Here is an 18,715-nt window from a genome sequence, read left to right on the forward strand (position 1 = left end):
CAGCTCGCGCTCGGCCTGCAGCAGCAAGGCTTGCGGATCGCCGGCCAGTTTGCCGGCGGCCAGCAGGTCGGTCTTGCTGAACTCGGCCAGACCCGACAGGCTCGGGCGCAGGCTCTGCGCCAGCTCCGTGGGCAGTTCGCCGAGCTGGGCTTGCAGGGTTTCGATGGCCTGGCTGGCGCTGCTCAGGCGCAGGGCGTCGCCGCTGGCCAGGTAATCCTCGATATTGCGCGCCGCCTGGTTCTGGAACTGCTGGGACAAGCCCAGGTAGCGCTCCATCAACAGATAGGGGCGCTCGAGGGCGCGTTGCGACCACCAGAGCGTTGCGCCCAGGGCCAGGCAAACGGCAACTAATAGCAGGGTATTGAGATTGGTCAGCAGCTTCAGGCGCATCGCGTTCTACCAACGACTTGAATGGTAAGCGCCTGAATTTATTGCGTTTGTATTACAGGGTTATGACCGAATCGGTGGATTCCGGTGAAAAAGTGGCGCTTTGATGGCGCGCCGCCTGGACCCGATTGCGTCCCCCGTCCTTGGCGCGATAGAGCGCTTCGTCGGCCTGGCTGGCCATCATCAGGCTGTCGGAGTCTTCCCGCAGTTCGACCACCCCAGCGCTGAAGGTGCACCACAGGTCCTGCGGCTGGGCCGGGTAGTGGATTTCGGCAAAGCGCTGGCGGATTTCATCCAGCACCTTGCAGGCCGCTTCCAGGTCGGTGTCGGGCATGACGATGGCGAATTCTTCGCCGCCGTAGCGGCCGATGAAGTCGGTCTTGCGCAGGCGTTGCTTGAGGAACAGCGCCAGGCTCTTGATCACCCGGTCGCCCATGGGGTGGCCGTGGCTGTCGTTGACCCGCTTGAAGTGGTCGATGTCGAGCATGGCGAAGCTCAGCGGCTTGTTCTCGCGGCGCGCGCGGAAGCTGCAGTCTTCCAGCAGTTGCAGGATATGGGTGTGGTTGTACAGCCCGGTGAGGCTGTCGCGCACCATACGCGCCTTGAGGTTGCGCGCGCGGGCGGCGCGGTTGCGCACGGTGGTGATCAGGTGGCGCGGCTTGATCGGCTTGGTCAGGAAGTCGTCGCCACCTTCGCTCATGGCGTCCAGCTGCTTGTCCAGGTCGTCTTCGGCCGACAGGTAGATGATCGGCACGCTGACATAACGGTCGTTATGACGGATCACCTTGGCCAGTTCGGTGCCGGTACAGGCCGGCATGTACATGTCGAGAATGATCAGGTCCGGCTGGAAGTCGGCCAGTTCGGCCATGGCCTGGATCGGCTCGATCAGGGTCCGGGTGATGATCCCGGCGCTGTTGAGCAGGCGTTCGGTGTGCAGGGCCTGGGCGCGGGAGTCATCGATGATCAGCACTTTATAAGGCTCATACTGGGCGACGCAGGTGAGGATCTCGATCTTCTCCAGCAGGCTCGAGGCCTCCAGGGTGCCGGTGAGGAACTCCTGGCCGCCGGCGCGCACGGCGGCCAGGCGGGTCGGGGTGTCGGTTTCGTGGAGGCTGAAGAACAGCAGGGGCAGCTTCTGCTCCAGGCCCTCCTGGGCTTCGGCGGCCAGTTGCAGGCCCATGCCATTGCCGCAGAAATCGACGTCGATGACGATCGCCGCGGGCAGGCGCTCGACCATCGAGGAGCGAAACGCGGCGATGCTGTCCAGGGACTGGGCGCTGAGGCCGAAGAATTCCAGCTGCTTGGCCAGGCGCTCGCCGCGATCGTGGTCTTGCAGCATCACGTAGACCGGCTTGCGCAGGGGCGGCAGGAAGGTCTGTTCCAACTGGTCGCCATGGCGCAGGCCGGTGCGCGACAGGCGTTGCATCAGGCGGTTGAGGTCGGTGATCAGGCCGCTGCTCAGGCGCCCGCGGTTGGCGTCCACGGCTTCCAGCGAATCGCTGATGCTGCGCGCCAGTTGGGTATGTTCGGGTTGCTCGAAGCGTTCGGCGAAACGCAGCAGGCGCAGGTTGGCCTCGCTGAGTTCGGACATGTCGGCGGTCGACCATTCGCTGCGCTGCAGGCGCTGCCATATCTCGAGGATCTGACGAGCCTGGTGAATTACCCGCTGGGCAAAGTGGTGCTTGAGGCGCTCACGGCTGGGGTCTTCTGGCTCGGTCATATCCTGACTACTAGTTAGGGTGCATGCTGAGATCGACTGGTGGCTCTATGCTAGCACCTCTTATGGATTGTACGAGTGTCGTACGTCAACAATCTGCAAAGCGACCTTATTCAGTTCCCGACCGACTGGTCGCATAGGTTCTGAACTGTGCTTCATTTATAGTGGCCGCTCGATGTACACCCGGCATGTGGCGCCTTGTGCGGTGGATGGTTTTTTAATCCGCTCGGTTCGAGGCACGATGGAGTAGGGTTGTGGTCGAACCGATGAACCCAAGTGATTGAAAGGATATAGCCATGCTGGACTGGAAGAACCGCGCGGGCAGCGCGCCGGATCGTGCTGCCGAACCCAAGTCGGCGACACGCAGCTACTTTGGTGGCCTGCTGTTCAGCCGCGCCCTGGGCACCCTGCTGGCCCTGTACCTGCTGGTGGCCGGTGCCCTGGGCTGGTACTGGAGCCAGGAGCCGTCGCTGTTCCCGGTCCAGCAAAGCGCGCAGATTGTCGCCGAGAAGGAAGGCAAGCAGATGGTGGTGGGCTACACCACGGTGGAAACCCTCAAGACCGTGGCCGGCACCCTGCTGAACAAGCCGGGTGGCTATATCTCCAACGACCGTTTCCCGCCGGGCCTGTGGATGGACAACATGCCGAGCTGGGAATATGGCGTGCTGGTGCAGGTCCGCGACCTGACCCGCGCCTTGCGCAAGGACTTCGCCCGTTCCCAGTCGCAGTCCGCCGAGGACGCCGACCTGGCCAAGGCCGAGCCGCGCTTCAACTTTGACAACAAGAGCTGGGTGCTGCCGTCCAGCGAGTCCGAGTACCAGGAAGGCATCAATTCCCTGAGCCGCTACCAGGCACGCCTGTCCGACCCGGAGCAGAAGAGCGCGCTGTTCTATGCCCGTGCCGACAACCTGAACAACTGGCTGGGTGACGTCGGGACCCGCCTGGGTTCGCTGTCCCAGCGCCTGTCGGCCAGCGTTGGCCGGGTCAAGCTCAACACCGCGCTGAAAACCGAAACCCCGGCGCCGGGCCAGTCGCCGCAGGTTGACGAAGAGGTGGTGGAAACCCCTTGGATGCAGATCGACAACGTGTTCTACGAGGCTCGCGGCCAGGCCTGGGCCCTGTCGCACCTGCTGCGCGCCATCGAGGTCGACTTCGCCGACGTGCTGGCCAAAAAGAACGCTACCGTCAGCGTGCGCCAGATCATCCGTGAACTGGAGGCGTCCCAGGAAACGCTGTGGAGCCCGATGATTCTCAACGGCAGCGGCTTCGGCGTGCTGGCCAACCACTCGCTGGTCATGGCCAACTATATTTCCCGGGCCAACGCGGCTGTCATCGACTTGCGTCAATTGCTCAATCAGGGTTGATTCATGGTGGTTACCTCCAATGAGGCCGCGCATCGCGCGGCCTCCGATGCCGAACAAGTCGCCTGGGTCGATGGCGAAGACCAGTTGCTGGGCGCGCTGGCCCGTTCGGAGTTGCGCGAACGCGGCCTGATCGGGCGCGGCACCTATATCCTGCTGTTCAATTCCGCCGGTGAGCTGTGCGTGCATCGGCGCACCCTGAGCAAGGCCCTCTACCCCGGTTACTGGGACGTGGCCGCGGGCGGCATGGTGCTGGCCACCGAGAGCTACGCCGAGTCGGCGGCCCGGGAGCTGGAGGAAGAACTGGGGGTGAGCGGGGTGGAATTGACCGCCCACGACCACTTCTTTTTCGAAGACACCGGCAATCGCCTCTGGTGTTCGGCCTTTTCGGCGGTCTGGGACGGGCCTCTGTGCCTGCAGCCGGAAGAGGTGCTGGAAGCACGCTTCATTTCGATCGACGAAGTGATGCGGGAAATCGCCGAAAAGCCCTATTGCCCGGACTCCCTGGCGGCCTTGCAGCGCTATCTGGCGCGGCGTCGTTAAAGTTGTATAAATTGGCGCGGTTAGGCTCTTAGCAAGTCGGCTTTTTGCCGTTACACTGCGCGACCTTTTTCAAGCTGAGCCGGCGCTGCCTTTATAAGCACAGTCGGTCCAGTAGCGCTGCCCCTGCCTGAGTGGGGCTTCGCGGTCGATGGCACAGGCCATGTGCTTCGACCAGTCTTTGTCCTCCCAAGAGGATTGCCGGTGGCCAAAAAAGCCGCATCCTTCGCCGCCCTTGGTGGCCTGGTATTTTCCACCGACGCAGGTCGACATTGCCCGGACTGTAGCCAGCCGGTGGCAGCCTGCATCTGCAAACAAACCGTTATCCCTGCCGGCGACGGCATCGCTCGCGTGCGCCGCGAAAGCAAGGGGCGTGGCGGCAAGACGGTGACCACCATCACCGGCGTGCCGTTGGCCGAAGACGCGCTCAAGGAGCTGGCGACCACGTTGAAGAAACGTTGTGGCACAGGTGGCGCGTTGAAAGACGGCGTCATCGAGATCCAGGGCGATCATGTCGAGCTACTCTTGGCAGAGCTGATCAAGCACGGTTTCAAGGCGAAGAAGTCCGGCGGCTAGCAGCCTCTGTGAAAACCACCCCCGACTTGATGCAGCCCTGATCCGATTCAGGTTGCCGTCGTCTTCATGGTTTTCACAGAGCCTGTTCATGACCGGTTTCTAAACTCAGCGCTGTAAACGAGGTCTACGTCCTCGTTGCAGGCTAATCGTCATTTTCATTCTTTAGACTGCGCCAGCCCCGGACCGGGGTAGCGCTCTATGACTTCTTTATAGGGGACTTCGATGTCCGTACGACGCACACGCAAAGACGATGGCAGCCAATGGACAGTTGCGGACAGCCGCAGTGTTTATGGGATTCGCCATTGGGGGGCCGGGTATTTCGCGATCAATGACGCCGGTCGCGTCGAAGTTCGTCCGAACGGCCCGAACAGTTCGCCTATCGACCTGTTCGAACAAGTCGAGGAGTTGCGCAAGAGCGGCTTGTCCCTGCCGCTGCTGGTGCGCTTCCCGGATATCCTGCAGGACCGCGTGCGCCAGCTGACCGGTGCTTTCGACGCCAACATCGAGCGCCTGGAATACCAGAGCAAGTACACCGCGCTGTACCCGATCAAGGTCAACCAGCAGGAAGCGGTGATCGAGAACATCATCGCCACCCAGAACGTCTCCATCGGCCTGGAAGCCGGCTCCAAGCCCGAGCTGCTGGCGGTGCTGGCGCTGGCGCCGAAAGGCGGCACCATCGTCTGCAACGGTTACAAGGACCGTGAGTTCATCCGCCTGGCGCTGATGGGCCAGAAGCTGGGCCACAACGTATTCATCGTGATCGAGAAAGAATCCGAAGTCGGCCTGGTGATCGAAGAGGCCGCCTCGCTCAAGGTCAAGCCGCAGGTCGGCCTGCGCGTGCGCCTGTCGTCCCTGGCGTCGAGCAAGTGGGCCGACACCGGCGGCGAGAAATCCAAGTTCGGCCTGTCGGCGGCGCAGCTGCTGTCGGTGGTCGAGCGTTTCCGCGGCGCCGGCCTGGACCAGGGCATCCGCCTGCTGCACTTCCACATGGGCTCGCAGATCGCCAACCTGGCGGACTACCAGCATGGCTTCAAGGAAGCCATCCGTTACTACGGCGAACTGCGCAACCTCGGTCTGCCGGTGGATCACATCGACGTCGGCGGCGGCCTGGGCGTGGACTACGACGGTACCCACTCGCGCAACGCCAGTTCGATCAACTACGACATGGACGACTACGCCGGTGTCGTGGTCGGCATGCTCAAGGAGTTCTGCGACGCGCAGAGCCTGCCGCATCCGCACATCTTCTCCGAGAGCGGCCGCTCGCTGACCGCGCACCACGCCATGCTGGTGGTGCAGGTGACCGACGTCGAGAAACACAACGACGACGTGCCGCTGATCGAGAACAAGGAAAGCCTGCCGGAAACCGTGCAATGGCTGGTGGACCTGCTGGGTCCGACCGATATCGAGATGGTCACCGAAACCTACTGGCGCGCCACCCACTACATGAGCGACGTGGCCGCCCAGTACGCCGACGGCAAGCTGACCCTGGCCGAAAAAGCCCTGGCCGAGCAGTGCTACTTCGCCGTGTGCCGGCGCCTGCACAATTCGCTGAAGGCGCGCCAGCGCTCGCACCGCCAGGTGCTGGACGAACTCAACGACAAGCTGGCCGACAAGTACATTTGCAACTTCTCGGTGTTCCAGAGCCTGCCGGACACCTGGGCCATCGACCAGGTCCTGCCGATCATCCCGTTGCATCGCCTGGACGAAGAGCCGATGCGCCGCGCCGTGCTGCAAGACCTGACCTGCGACTCCGACGGCAAGATCAACCAGTACGTCGACGAGCAGAGCATCGAGACCAGCCTGCCGGTGCATGGCCTGAAAGAGGGTGAGGACTATCTGCTGGGCGTGTTCCTGGTGGGTGCCTACCAGGAGATCCTCGGCGACATGCACAACCTGTTCGGCGATACCGACTCGGTGAACATCTACCAGAACCCGAACGGCACCGTGTACCACGCCGGCATCGAGACCCACGACACCATCGAAGACATGCTGCGCTACGTGCACTTGTCGCCGGAAGAGCTGATGACGCACTACCGCGACAAGGTGGCCAGCGCGAAGATCAGCGCCAGCGAGCGTACCCAGTTCCTCGACGCCCTGCGTCTGGGCCTGACCCGCTCGTCGTACCTGTCTTCCTGATAGGTCGACCGTTCGAAAAAACCACCGCTAGCGGTGGTTTTTTTATGCCCGCAGGAATACTCAGCGGGCCGGAGCGAACCAGCCGTCGTGCCGGCGCAGCCCCAGGGCGAACGCGAGCAGGGTCAGGCTGCGCACCAGCATGAACAGTAGGAAGGTCAGCCACAGGCCGTGGTTGCCCAGGCCCTGCAAGGCCCAGGCGCAGGGCAGGGTGATGAGCACGCTGAGCAGCATGCCGTTGCGCATTTCCCGGGCGCGGGTGGCGCCGATGAACAGGCCGTCCAGCAGGTAGCTCCAGACCGCGATCAGCGGCAGGGCGGCGAGGTAAGGCAGATAGATGAAGGCGGTCTGGCGCACTTCGGCGATGTCGGTCTGCATCTCGATGAACAGGTGCCCGGCGCACAGGAACAGCACGGCAAAACCGATGCTGGCCAGCAGCGACCAGCCGCCGGCCACCACCAGCGAACGGCGCAGGGCCAGACGATCGCGGGCGCCGATGGCGTGGCCGCACAGGGCTTCCACCGCATGGGCCAGGCCGTCCAGGGCGTGGGCGGTCAGCAGTAGGCCGTTGAGCAGCAGGGCGTTGGCGGCCACGGTCGCGTCCCCCAGGCGCGCGCCTTGCACGGTGATCAGGAAGAACACCGATTGCAGGGCCAGGCTGCGAATGAAGATGTCACGGTTGACCGCCAGCAAGGGTCGCCAGCTGGCCCAGCGCTGCAGCGCCGCCCAGGCAATCCGCCCCGGATAGGCGCGCAGGGCCGGGCGGGTCATGGCCAGGCCGATCAGCGCGCCGGTCCACTCGGCGATCACCGAGGCCCTGGCCGAGCCGGCCACGCCCCAGTCCAGGCCCAGCACGAACCACAGGTTGAGGGCGATGTTGATCAGGTTGGTGCTCAACAGGATCGCCAGTGGCGCCCGGGCGTTCTGGGTACCGAGGAACCAGCCGACCAGGGCCATGCTGGCCAATGCCGCCGGCAGCCCAAGCAGGCGGGTATGGAAGAAGGTCCGGGTCATCTCGTTCAGCTCGGCCGAAGGCTGCATCAACTGCAAGGCCACGCCACTCAGCGGCACGCCTATGGCGCCCAGCAGCAAGGCCAGCCCCATCGCCAGCAGCAGGCCTTGCGCCAGGATCTGCCGCAGCGCCGCACCGTCGGCGCGCCCGGCGGCCTGGGCGGCAAAGCCGGTGGCGCCCATGCGCAGAAAACCCATGGCCCAGGCCAGGAAGGTATAGAGGCTGGCACCGACTGCCACCGCGCCGAGCTGATGGGCGTGGGGCAAATGGCCGATGACGGTGCTGTCGACCAGCGCCACCAGCGGCACGGAAATATTGGAAAGAATCATCGGCGCGGCCAGCGCCCACACCCGACCATGGGTCGGACGGTGGCGCCAGGCAGAAATCAGGCTGGGCATGCAGGCTCCTTGAGAGCGGGCATTGTAGCTGCTTGCCCGCCCGGCCATGCCATCCCATCCCATCCCAATCACGCCCCCAAATCCTGTAGGAGCGAAGCTTGCTCGCGATTGGCGTCGGCACTTTCACCGACCCCCTCATGGGCTGCGCGGGTTTGAGAGCGCCGCTTCGCGGCTGATCGCGAGCAAGCTTCGCTCCTACAAATACGCTGCGGGTGATAGGCCCTCTGTCGATCAATGTGCACTGCGCCACAGCCAGCCGGACGGCGGTGAGATATAGTTCAACCCTTCGATACTCCTGCCTATGAGTGCCCCATGCTTAACAAAGGATTGTTCCTGGCCTGTGCGCTGGCCTTGCTGAGCGCTTGCGATTCCTCGACCTCCGACAAGGCGGCGACCACTTCGGCTCCGACAGCGGCGGTGCCCGCGGCCAAGGCCCGGCCCGTGCAGGATGTCGCAGTCCTCAAGCAACGCTACGCCGGTCGCGAGTTGAGCGTGGTGGACGTGTCCGAGGTGCAGCTCGACGGGGCCAGCACCCTGTCGGTGAGTTTCTCGGTGCCCCTGGACCCGCAGCAGAAGTTCGCCGACAAGCTGCATCTGGTGGACAGCAAGAGCGGCAAGGTCGACGGCGCCTGGGAACTGTCGGACAACTTCATGGAGCTGCGCCTGCGCCACCTCGAGCCGCAGCGCAAACTGGTGCTGACCGTCGACGCCGGGCTGCGCGGGGTGAACGACGCGACCCTGGCCGCCGAGTACGTCAGCCGCATGGAAACCCGCGACCTGCAGGCCACGGTCGGTTTCGCCAGCCGCGGCACCCTGTTGCCGACCCGACTCGCCGAAGGCTTGCCGGTGATCGCGCTGAACGTCGACAAGGTCGATGTCGAGTTCTTCCGCATCAAGCCTGAGTCACTGCCGGTGTTCCTCGCCCAGTGGGGGCGCAATAACAGCCTGCACAGTTACGAGTCCCGCGAGCTGTTGCCGATGGCCGACCTGGTGTATGGCGGCCGCTTCGACCTCAACCCGGCGCGCAATACCCGGGAAACCCTGCTGCTGCCGATCGCCGGGCTCAAGCCGCTGCAACAGCCGGGCGTGTACCTGGCGGTGATGCGCGCCTCGGGCACCTACAACTATTCGCAACCGGCCACCCTGTTCACCCTCAGCGACATCGGCCTGTCGGTGCACCGTTACCAGAACCGCCTGGATGTATTCACCCAGGCCCTGGAAGGCGGCAAGGCGCTGGACGGCGTCAGCCTGGAGCTCCTGGATGGCGAAGGCCGCGTGCTTGGCCAGGGCAAGACCGAGAAGGGCGGCCATGCCGAGCTGCCGCTGCCGAAGAAAGCCGAAGTGCTGCTGGCCCACCAGGGTGAGCAGACCAGCCTGCTGCGCTTGAACGGCGCCGCCCTGGACCTGGCCGAATTCAATATCGGCGGCCCCCAGCCCCATCCGTTGCAGTTCTTCGTGTTCGGCCCCCGCGACCTGTATCGCCCGGGTGAAACCGTGCTGCTCAACGCGCTGCTGCGGGACAAGGACGGCAATGCGGTCAAGCCGCAGCCGGTGAGCGTCGAGGTGCGCCGGCCGGATGAGCAGGTCAGCCGCAAGTTCGTCTGGGACGCCGATGCCTCGGGGCTCTATCAGTACCAGCTGCAACTGGCTGGCGAAGCGCCGACCGGGCGCTGGCAACTGGTGTTCGATCTCGGCGACGGCAAGCCGCAACTCTACGAATTCCTCGTGGAAGATTTCCTGCCCGAGCGCCTGGCGCTGGAACTCAAGGGCAGCGACACACCGCTCAAACCGGACGAGACCGTCGAGATCAGCATCAACGGTCGTTACCTGTATGGCGCCCCGGCCGCCGGCAATCGCCTGAGCGGCCAAATCTACGTGCGGCCGCTGCGCGAGGCGGTCAAGGCGCTGCCGGGCTACCAGTTCGGCTCGGTCACCGAAGAAGAGCTGAGCCAGGACCTGGAAATAGAAGAGTCGACGCTGGATGAAAACGGCGAAGAAGTGATCGCCATGGAAAGCAAATGGGCCGGGGCCCGTTCGCCGTTGCAGCTGATTGTCCAGGGCAGCCTGCAGGAGTCGGGCGGTCGCCCGATCACCCGGCGGGTGGTGCTGCCGGTGTGGCCGGCGGACCGGTTGCCAGGGCTGCGAGCGCTGTTCGACGGCGGGGAAATCGACGGCGATGGCCCGGCCGAATTCGAACTGCTGGTGGCCAACAACGAAGGCCAGAAGCTGGCCGCGGACAACCTCAAGGTGCGCCTGGTGCGCGAGCGCCGCGACTACTACTGGAACTACTCGGAAAGCGACGGCTGGAGTTATCACTTCAACGAGAAATTCCTCACCCAGGACGAACAGACCCTGAGCATCGAGGCCGGCGCTACCGCGAAGGTCAGCTTCCCGGTGGAGTGGGGCCCTTATCGCGTCGAGGTCGAAGACCCGCAGACCGGGCTGGTCAGCAGCCTGCGTTTCTGGGCCGGCTACCGCTCCCAGGACAACGCCGAAGGCGGCGCGGTGCGCCCCGACCAGGTCAAGCTGGCGCTGGACAAGCCGCTGTACAGTGATGGCGACACCGCCAATGTCACGGTGACCCCGCCGGCCGCCGGCAAGGGTTACCTGCTGGTGGAGTCCAGTGACGGTCCGTTGTGGTGGCAGGAAATCGACGTGCCGGCCGAAGGCAAGAGCTATGCGATCAAGCTCGATCCGAAGTGGGCGCGGCACGACCTGTACGTCAGTGCGCTGGTCATCCGTCCCGGCGAACGCAAGGCCAACATCACCCCGAAACGCGCAGTGGGCGTATTGCACCTGCCGCTGGATCGCACCCAGCGCAAGCTCGGCCTGACCCTGAGCGCACCGGAAAAAATGCGCCCCAAGCAGCCGCTCAAGGTGAAGATCCAGGCGAAGAACGCCGATGGCAGCGTGCCGAAACAGGCCCATGTGCTGCTGGCGGCGGTGGACGTGGGCATCCTCAACATCACCGAATACCCGACCCCGGACCCGTACTCCAGCCTGTTCGGGCGCAAGGCCTATGGCGCCGACCAGCTGGATATCTACGGCCAGTTGATCGAAGCCGGCCAGGGCCGCCTGGCCAGCCTGGCCTTCGGTGGTGACGCCGCATTGGCCAAGGGCGGCAAGCGTCCGGACACCAGCGTCACCATCGTCGCCCTGCAAAGCGCACCGGTGACCCTCAACGAGCAGGGCGAAGGCGAAGTCAGCGTCGACATTCCTGACTTCAATGGCGAGCTGCGCCTGATGGCCCAGGCCTGGACCGACGAGCGCTATGGCATGGCCGAAGGCAAGACGGTGATCGCCGCGCCGCTGATCGCCGAGCTGTCGGCGCCGCGTTTCCTCGCCGGCGGCGACCAGACTACCCTGGCGCTGGACCTGTCCAACCTGTCGGGCAAGGCGCAGAAACTCGATGTGCAACTGAGCGCCGAAGGCCAGCTGGCGCTGGTCAACGAGACCCATCAGAGCGTGCAGCTGACCCAGGGCCAGCGCACCACGCTGCGTATCCCGGTGCGGGCGCTGGGCGGCTTCGGCCAGGGCAAGGTCAAGGTGCTGGTCAATGGCCTGGATCTTCCCGGCGAGAGCCTGCCGCCGTTCAGCCGCGAATGGACCCTGGGCGTGCGACCGGCCTATCCGGCGTTGCTCAGGCATTACCGCGCGGTGCTCAAGGATCAGCCGTGGAGCCTGCCGGAAGGCGAGCTGGCGGCGTTCGAACCGGCCGGGCGGGAAGCGTTGCTGAGCCTGTCGAGCCGGCCGCCGTTGAACCTCGGCGAACAGATTCGCGCACTCAAGGCGTACCCCTATGGCTGCCTGGAGCAGACCACCAGCGGCCTGTACCCGGCGCTGTACGCCGATGCCGTCAGCCTGAAACGCCTGGGTCTGGAAGGCGAGCCGGATGCCGAGCGCAAGCGCAAGATCGAACTGGGCATCGAACGCCTGCTGGGCATGCAGCGCTACAACGGCAGCTTCGGCCTATGGGGCGCGGACGGCGAAGAGGAATACTGGCTGACCGCCTACGTCACCGACTTCCTGCTGCGGGCCCGCGACCAGGGCTTCGCGGTGCCGGCCGAGGCGCTGAAGAAGGCCAACGAGCGCCTGCTGCGTTACCTGCAGGAGCGCAACCTGATCGAGGTCAACTACAGCGAAAACGCCGAGCACACGCGCTTTACCGTGCAGGCCTACGCCGGGTTGGTGCTGGCGCGCAGTCAACAGGCGCCGCTGGGCGCGTTGCGCAGCCTGTTCGAACGGCGTACCGATGCCCGCTCCGGCCTGCCGCTGGTGCAACTGGCTATCGCCCTGCAGAAAATGGGCGACCAGCCACGGGCCGAGCAGGCCTTGACCGCGGGCCTTGCGGCCTCGCGCAACAGCAAGGATTGGCTGGCCGACTACGGCAGCCCGCTACGGGATCAGGCGCTGATCCTGGCGCTGCTGGAAGAGAACGACCTGGCCCAGGGCAAGCGCGAGGAGCGGCTGTTCGAGCTGTCCGACCAACTGGCGGCCAGCCCGTACCTGTCGACCCAGGAGCGCAACTCGCTGTTCCTCGCCGGCCGTGGCCTGCTGGGCAAGCCGGAAGCCAACTGGACCGCGCAACTGAGCAGCGGCGCCGAAAGCCGCGAGCTGAACAACGGCCAGCCGGGCCTGAAGCTGCAAGGCGCGTTGCTGGCGTCGCCGTTGTCGGTGCGCAATCAAGGCAGTGAGCCGGTGTACCAGCAACTGACCATTTCCGGTTATCCACAGCATGCGCCGCTGGCCGGTGGCGAGAACCTGAGCATTCGTCGCGAATACCTGGGGATGAACGGCCAGCCACTGGACCTGCGGGCCCTGGGCAGCGGCGACCTGGTGCTGGTGCACCTGGCGGTCAGCGCCAAGCAACGGGTGCCGGATGCCCTGGTGGTGGACCTGCTGCCGGCCGGCCTGGAACTGGAAAACCAGAACCTGGCACAGAGCGCCGCCAGCCTGGAAAACGCCAGCAGCCAGGTCAAGGAATGGCGCGAGTCGATGCAGAACGCCAGCCTCAAGCACCAGGAATTCCGCGATGACCGCTACGTGGCGGCGCTGAACCTGGACGGCTACGACAGCGTCACGCACCTGCTGTACCTGGCACGCGCGGTCACGCCCGGCACCTATCGTGTGCCGCCGCCGCAAGTGGAGTCGATGTACCGGCCGAACTGGCAGGCCGTGGGTGAAACCCTGCCGGAGATGGTGATCAAGGGACGTTGAAGGGGTATCGCGGCAAGCTCGTTCCTCCTGTAGGAGCAAGCTTGCTCGCGATCCGACCGCATAGCGGTCGACTATCGGTCAGTGCACCACCCAGCTCAGCAGCCACAGCCCCAGCAGCAGCCAGATGATGCCCGTGACGATCGAGGCGCGCATGAAGGCGCGGACCGCCGAGTACAGCAGCATCAGCCCGAGGATCAGGGTGATGATGCTGATGACCGAAGTGTCCATGCCCAGCGCCCGCGACAGGCCGTCGATAAAGTTGCCGCCGGCGTTCGTCAGGGCGTTGAACAGACCGCTGAGGCCGTCGACGATAAACCGTATGACCGAGCCCAGCGCCTGGCCGAGCCATTCAAAGAAGCTTTCTACCTGCATGCGTGCATCCTGATGAAAAAGTTGGCGTGCTTGCCAGACCTGAGCCTTTGGCCATCGATCGCGCTGGCGAGTTCCGTTCCAAGCATAGAGGTTCGCGGGTTTGATTTTTCGATTAGTTGTATCGCGCCTGCGCAGTTTCTGGGGGCGAATATCCGGCCAGGCCAGGTCACCCGACTTGCCATCGGCGCAACCGGGCGGCCGCCGTGGCTGGCGAGTCCTGCGGATTGTGCTGGGCGGCCTGTTGCTGCTGTGGGCTGTGCTCTGGCTGGCCGACCGCATCTGGCCGCTACCGCTGCCCAAGGATGACCTGGCGCGGGTGGTGCTGGCCGAGGATGGCACGCCACTGTGGCGCTTCGCCGATGCCAATGGGGTCTGGCGGTATCCGGTGCGCACCGACGAAGTCTCGCCTTACTACCTGGACGCGCTGCTGACCTACGAAGACCGCTGGTTCTACAGCCATCCCGGGGTCAACCCGATGGCGCTGGCGCGCGCTGCCTGGCAGAACCTCACGGGCGGGCGGGTGTTGTCCGGCGGCAGCACCCTGTCGATGCAGGTGGCGCGCCTGCTCGACCCGCATTCGCGGACCTGGCACGGCAAGCTGCGCCAGCTGTGGCGCACCGCGCAGCTGGAATGGCACCTGAGCAAACAGCAGATCCTCACGCTCTACCTCAACCGCGCGCCGTTCGGCGGCACCCTGCAAGGGGTGGCCGCGGCCAGCTGGGCTTATCTGGGCAAGTCGCCGCAGCACCTGACCCACGCCGAAGCCGCGCTGCTGGCGGTGCTGCCCCAAGCGCCGAGCCGGCTGCGCCCGGACCGGCATGCCGCGCGGGCACAGGCGGCCCGGGACAAGGTGCTGCAACGCCTGGCGCAGTTCCAGGTCTGGCCGCAGTCGGCGGTGGACGAAGCCTTGCAGGAACCTTTGTTGCTGGCGCCGCGCCTGGAGCCGAGCCTGGCGCCCTTGCTGGCGCGGCGGCTGAACCGTCCGGACAGCCCGCCGCTGATCCGCACCACCCTGGACGCCAACCTGCAACGGCGCCTGGAAGACCTGCTGCTGGGCTGGCGCGCGCGGCTGCCGGAACACACCTCGGCGGCGATCCTGGTGGTCGAGGCGCAGACCATGGCCGTGCGCGCCTACCTGGGCTCGGTGGATATCAACGATGCGCGGCGCTTCGGCCATGTGGACATGATCAGCGCCATGCGCTCGCCGGGCTCGACCCTCAAGCCCTTCCTCTATGGCATGGCGCTGGATGCCGGGCTGATCCATTCCGAATCGCTGCTGCAGGACGTGCCCCGGCGCTATGGCGACTACCGGCCGGGCAACTTCTCCATGGGCTTCAGCGGCGCGGTGTCGGCCAGCACGGCCCTGGCCACCTCGCTGAACCTGCCGGCGGTGCAACTGCTGGAAGCCTACGGGCCGAAACGTTTTGCTGCCGAGATGCGCATCGGCGGCATGCCCCTGACCCTGCCGGCGTTGGCGGATCCGAACCTGGCGCTGATTCTCGGCGGCGCCGGCAGCCGCCTGGAGGACCTGGTCAGCGGCTACAGCGCCTTTGCCCGTGGCGGCAAGAGCGCCAGCATCCGCCTGCAACCGGACGATGAGTTGCGCGAGCGGCCCTTGCTGTCCCCCGGTTCGGCGTGGATCGTGCGGCGCATTCTCAGCGGCCAGGCGCGCCCGGACCGCGACCCGCGGGCCGAGCTGGTGCAGCGCCCGGTGCTGGCCTGGAAGACCGGCACCAGTTACGGTTTTCGCGATGCCTGGGCGATTGGCGTCGGGCCGCGCTACCTGATCGGCATCTGGATCGGCCGCCCGGACGGCACCCCGGTGCCGGGCCAGTTCGGCCTGGCCTCGGCGGCGCCCTTGATGCTGCAAGTGCACGATGTGCTGATCAACCGCGATAGCCAGCGCGGTATCAGCGCGCCGGTGCAGCCGGTGCCGATGAATGTCGGGGTGGCGGCGATCTGTTGGCCGTTGGGCCAGCCCATGAGCCGCAGCGATCCGAACTGCCGCCGCCAGCGTTTCGCCTGGACCCTGGACGGCACCACGCCGCCGACCTTGCAGGCGGCGGATCAACCCCTGGGTGTCGGCCTGCTGGAAAAAGTCTGGGTCAATGCCAAGGGCCTGCGGGTCGACGCCAAGTGCCCAGGGGCGCAGGCGCGGGATATCGCGCTGTGGCCGGCGCCGCTGGAGCCCTGGCTGCCGCGCATCGAACGGCGTGAAGCGCGCCTGCCGGCCAACGACCCGGAGTGCCCGGGGCCGGTCCTGGCGGCAGCGGCGCCCTTGTCCATCGTCGGCGTGCGCGAGGGCGATCGCTTGCGTCGCCCGGCGGCCAGCCAGGAACTGCTGCGGCTCAAGCTGTCGGCCCTGGGCGGCAGCGGCCGGCGCTGGTGGTTCGTCAACGGCGAGCCGCTGGGCGAGAGTGCCAACCAGGACAGTATCAACGCCAGCTTCGAACGCTTGGGGCCTTATCAACTGAGCGTGCTGGACGAAGGCGGGCAGACGGCGCGGGTCGAGTTCAGCGTTATCGACTGAGGGGGCGGTGCGGGCCTTGCCTTCATTCGCCATCCCCCCGAAGCTATACGCCTTCAGGAGACCCCGATGAACCTAGACGAACTGACCCAACGCCTGCACGCCATTCGCGACCGCAATGACTGGCGGCAATTTCACAGCCCGAAGAACCTCGCCATGGCCGCCAGCGTGGAGATGGCCGAGCTGGTGGAAATCTTCCAGTGGCTGAGCGAAGACCAGTCGCGGCAGCTGCCGGCGGACAAGCTGGCCCACGCCGGCCAGGAGGTCGGTGACATCGTGCTGTACCTGTTGCTGCTGTGCAGCGAGCTGGGGCTGGACCTGGAGCAGGTGGTGCGCAGCAAGCTGGCCGACAGCGAACGGCGGTTCAGCTGATGAGCGACCGTCATTTCGACCAGCTGGCGACCCGTTTCGCGGAAAAGATCTACGGCGGCGCCAAGGGCGCGATCCGCCTGGCGGTGCTCCAGGCCGACCTGGCCGAAGCCTTGCCGGACCGGCCGCTGCGGGTGCTGGATATCGGCGCCGGGCTGGGGCACATGTCGTTGTGGCTGGCCCAGCGTGGCCACCAGGTGACCCTGGCCGAGCCGGCCGAACCGATGCTCGAAGGCGCCCGTCAGCGCTTCGCCGAGGCCGGCCAGCAGGCGACCTTTATCCAGGCGCCCTGGCAGGACCTGCTGGGCCAGCTCACCGAACCCTACGACCTGGTGCTGTGCCATGCGGTGCTGGAATGGCTGGCCGAGCCCCACGCGATCCTGCCGGTGCTGCATCAACTGACCACCAAGGACGGCTGGCTGTCGCTGGCCTTCTACAACCGCGATGCGCTGATCTATCGCAACCTGCTCAAGGGCCACTTTCGCAAGATGCGCAAGAACGACATGGCCGGCGAGAAGCAGAGCCTGACCCCGCAACAACCCCTTGATCCACGGGAGCTGGCGGCGCAACTCGACGGCTTGTGGCAGGTCGAAACCCAGAGTGGGGTACGGGTTTTCCACGACTACATGCCAGTGGAGTTCCAGGCCCGCGCCGAGTTGCTGGATTTGTTGGAAATGGAATTGGCCTATCGTCGTCACCCAAGCTTTGCCGGGCTTGGGCGTTACCTGCACTGGATTTGCCGTCCGGTTTGAGCGGAGCCCGAAATGAAACGCCACGCTGGTTTGCTTGTGATGTCCCTGGGGCTGGTGGCCTGCCAGAGCCCCAACCCCTATGTCGCCAGTTCCAATCCACTGCCGCCGGCGCCCCCGCAGGCGGCCGGCACCTTCGACCGCAGCGCCTATCCGGCGCCCCAGCGCGACTATGGCCGCTATCGCAGCTGGGCCTGGCGCGACGGGCGCTTGCCCAATGGCTCGGCCTGGGCCGATTCGGCGCAGGTCGCCGAGGCGGTCAGCAACGCCCTCGACCAGCGCGGCCTGCGCCCGCTGCACGACAACCGCCCGGCGGACCTGTGGGTCAGCGCCGACCTGCACCTGGAAAAGCGCCTGCGCCAGGTGCAGGACGACTATGGTTATGGTTACGGTGGATATGGCTACAACCGCTATGGCCCCGGCTACGGCATGTACAACACCGTGCCTGTGGTGCGTACCTACGAGGTGGAAGTCGTGGTGGTACGGGTCAACCTGTTCGACGGCGGCAGCGGCCAGCCGGTGTGGAGCGCCAGCGCAGAAACCTCGAGCCAGGGCAGCCTGAGCGAGCGCGCCGATGCGTTGCGCGAGGCTGTGGAAAAGGCCATGGCGGCGTATCCTCCTAGTTAGGCTCCGTACGAAGCTGCGCGATGGGCTGGGTTAAAAACAGGCTTCGCTCGCCAACTTTCGTACAGACCTAGCGACATCCCTTCAGGTGCATTTGCTCTTCTGGAGACACATCATGTTCCGCCCTCTTGCTTCACTGGCCCTGGCCGCGCTGCTCAGCGCCTGCGCCGCCAACCAGGTCAACCATGACTTCGACGCCAGTCGCGACTTCGCTGCCTATCGCAGCTGGAGCTTCAAGGAACCCGCCCTGCAATACCGCCCCGACGATCCGCGGATCAAGAGCGACCTGACCGAACAGCGCATCCGCCAGGCGGTCAGCGACCAACTGGACCAGCGCGGCCTGCGTCCGGCCGCGGCGGGCAAAAAGGCTGATCTCAACGTTCAGACTTACCTGATCGTCGAGAACCGCCAGCAGCAGGTCACCACCAATTACGGCGGCGGCTGGGGTGGCCCGTGGAACGGCTACTGGGGCGCGCCGATGTACAACGAAACCCGCAACATCACCTACAAGGTCGCCACCATCCAGATCGACCTGCTCGATGGCAAGGACGGCAAGCTGGTGTGGCGCGGCAGCGACGAGCAGATACTCAGCAGCACACCGAACCCCGCCGATCGCAGCTCGGCGATCAGGGAGACTGTCGGCCGGATCCTGGCGAACTATCCGCCCAAATAAGTCGCTGCATTTCCGCAACGGGGCGAGGGATACACAGGCTCTCGCCCCACACGGCCCACT

13 protein-coding genes are annotated in these 18,715 nt (G+C 65.4%); 10 read left to right on the plus strand and 3 right to left on the minus strand.

Features of this window, described 5'->3' with window-relative positions:
* Positions 1-442: 442 nt before the first annotated feature.
* The gene (locus J4D52_RS01195) at positions 443-2,107 is read right to left on the minus strand and encodes a PleD family two-component system response regulator (protein ID WP_102675984.1); all 1,665 of its coding nucleotides are present in this window, start codon (positions 2,105-2,107) and stop codon (positions 443-445) included.
* Between the two features lie 293 nt (positions 2,108-2,400).
* Here J4D52_RS01195 and J4D52_RS01200 point away from each other — a divergent pair, with 293 nt between their 5' ends.
* From J4D52_RS01200 to speA, 4 genes are all read left to right on the plus strand, one after another.
* Positions 2,401-3,468 carry a DUF2333 family protein gene (locus J4D52_RS01200; protein WP_102675985.1) on the plus strand — a complete coding sequence of 356 codons (1,068 nt, stop codon included), beginning with the start codon at positions 2,401-2,403 and terminating at the stop codon, positions 3,466-3,468.
* Positions 3,469-3,471: 3 nt separating this feature from the next.
* Positions 3,472-4,008 (plus strand): NUDIX hydrolase, encoded by a 537-nt coding sequence (locus J4D52_RS01205; protein ID WP_102675986.1) that lies wholly within the window; start codon positions 3,472-3,474, stop codon positions 4,006-4,008.
* A gap of 201 nt (positions 4,009-4,209) precedes the next feature.
* Positions 4,210-4,581: a translation initiation factor Sui1 gene (locus J4D52_RS01210; protein ID WP_007921638.1), complete on the plus strand. Its 372-nt coding sequence runs from the start codon at positions 4,210-4,212 to the stop codon at positions 4,579-4,581.
* A 222-nt stretch (positions 4,582-4,803) separates the two neighbouring features.
* The gene (speA, locus tag J4D52_RS01215; protein WP_025807958.1) at positions 4,804-6,717 is read left to right on the plus strand and encodes an arginine decarboxylase; all 1,914 of its coding nucleotides are present in this window, start codon (positions 4,804-4,806) and stop codon (positions 6,715-6,717) included.
* Between the two features lie 60 nt (positions 6,718-6,777).
* Here speA and J4D52_RS01220 read toward each other — a convergent pair whose 3' ends face one another.
* Entirely contained in the window at positions 6,778-8,124 is a 1,347-nt protein-coding gene (locus tag J4D52_RS01220) for an MATE family efflux transporter (RefSeq protein ID WP_063428124.1), read from the minus strand.
* Between the two features lie 312 nt (positions 8,125-8,436).
* On the opposite strand from J4D52_RS01220, the gene J4D52_RS01225 reads away from it, so the two are divergent.
* Positions 8,437-13,341, plus strand: coding sequence for an alpha-2-macroglobulin (locus J4D52_RS01225; protein WP_102675987.1), 4,905 nt, complete (start codon positions 8,437-8,439; stop codon positions 13,339-13,341).
* Positions 13,342-13,419: 78 nt separating this feature from the next.
* Here the strand turns inward: J4D52_RS01225 and J4D52_RS01230 are convergent, their stop codons facing one another.
* The gene (locus tag J4D52_RS01230) at positions 13,420-13,713 is read right to left on the minus strand and encodes a hypothetical protein (RefSeq protein ID WP_102675988.1); all 294 of its coding nucleotides are present in this window, start codon (positions 13,711-13,713) and stop codon (positions 13,420-13,422) included.
* Between the two features lie 175 nt (positions 13,714-13,888).
* Here J4D52_RS01230 and pbpC point away from each other — a divergent pair, with 175 nt between their 5' ends.
* The 5 genes from pbpC (at position 13,889) to J4D52_RS01255 (ending at position 18,655) form a co-directional block, all read left to right on the plus strand.
* The gene (gene pbpC / locus J4D52_RS01235; protein ID WP_219736128.1) at positions 13,889-16,243 is read left to right on the plus strand and encodes a peptidoglycan glycosyltransferase PbpC; all 2,355 of its coding nucleotides are present in this window, start codon (positions 13,889-13,891) and stop codon (positions 16,241-16,243) included.
* Positions 16,244-16,309: 66 nt separating this feature from the next.
* Entirely contained in the window at positions 16,310-16,612 is a 303-nt protein-coding gene (locus J4D52_RS01240; RefSeq protein WP_009041990.1) for a MazG-like family protein, read from the plus strand.
* Entirely contained in the window at positions 16,612-17,361 is a 750-nt protein-coding gene (locus J4D52_RS01245; protein WP_063428127.1) for a methyltransferase, read from the plus strand. The genes J4D52_RS01240 and J4D52_RS01245 overlap by 1 nt, the downstream gene beginning before the upstream one ends.
* A 12-nt stretch (positions 17,362-17,373) precedes the next feature.
* Positions 17,374-17,985 (plus strand): DUF4136 domain-containing protein, encoded by a 612-nt coding sequence (locus J4D52_RS01250; RefSeq protein ID WP_102675989.1) that lies wholly within the window; start codon positions 17,374-17,376, stop codon positions 17,983-17,985.
* 112 nt (positions 17,986-18,097) lie between these two features.
* Complete coding sequence (locus J4D52_RS01255) at positions 18,098-18,655, plus strand: DUF4136 domain-containing protein (RefSeq protein ID WP_102675990.1); 558 nt, start codon at positions 18,098-18,100, stop codon at positions 18,653-18,655.
* Positions 18,656-18,715 lie beyond the last annotated feature (60 nt).

This window comes from Pseudomonas sp. GW460-12-10-14-TSB1 (assembly GCF_017349775.1).
In the GTDB taxonomy this organism is placed as follows: Bacteria; Pseudomonadota; Gammaproteobacteria; order Pseudomonadales; family Pseudomonadaceae; genus Aquipseudomonas; species Aquipseudomonas piscium.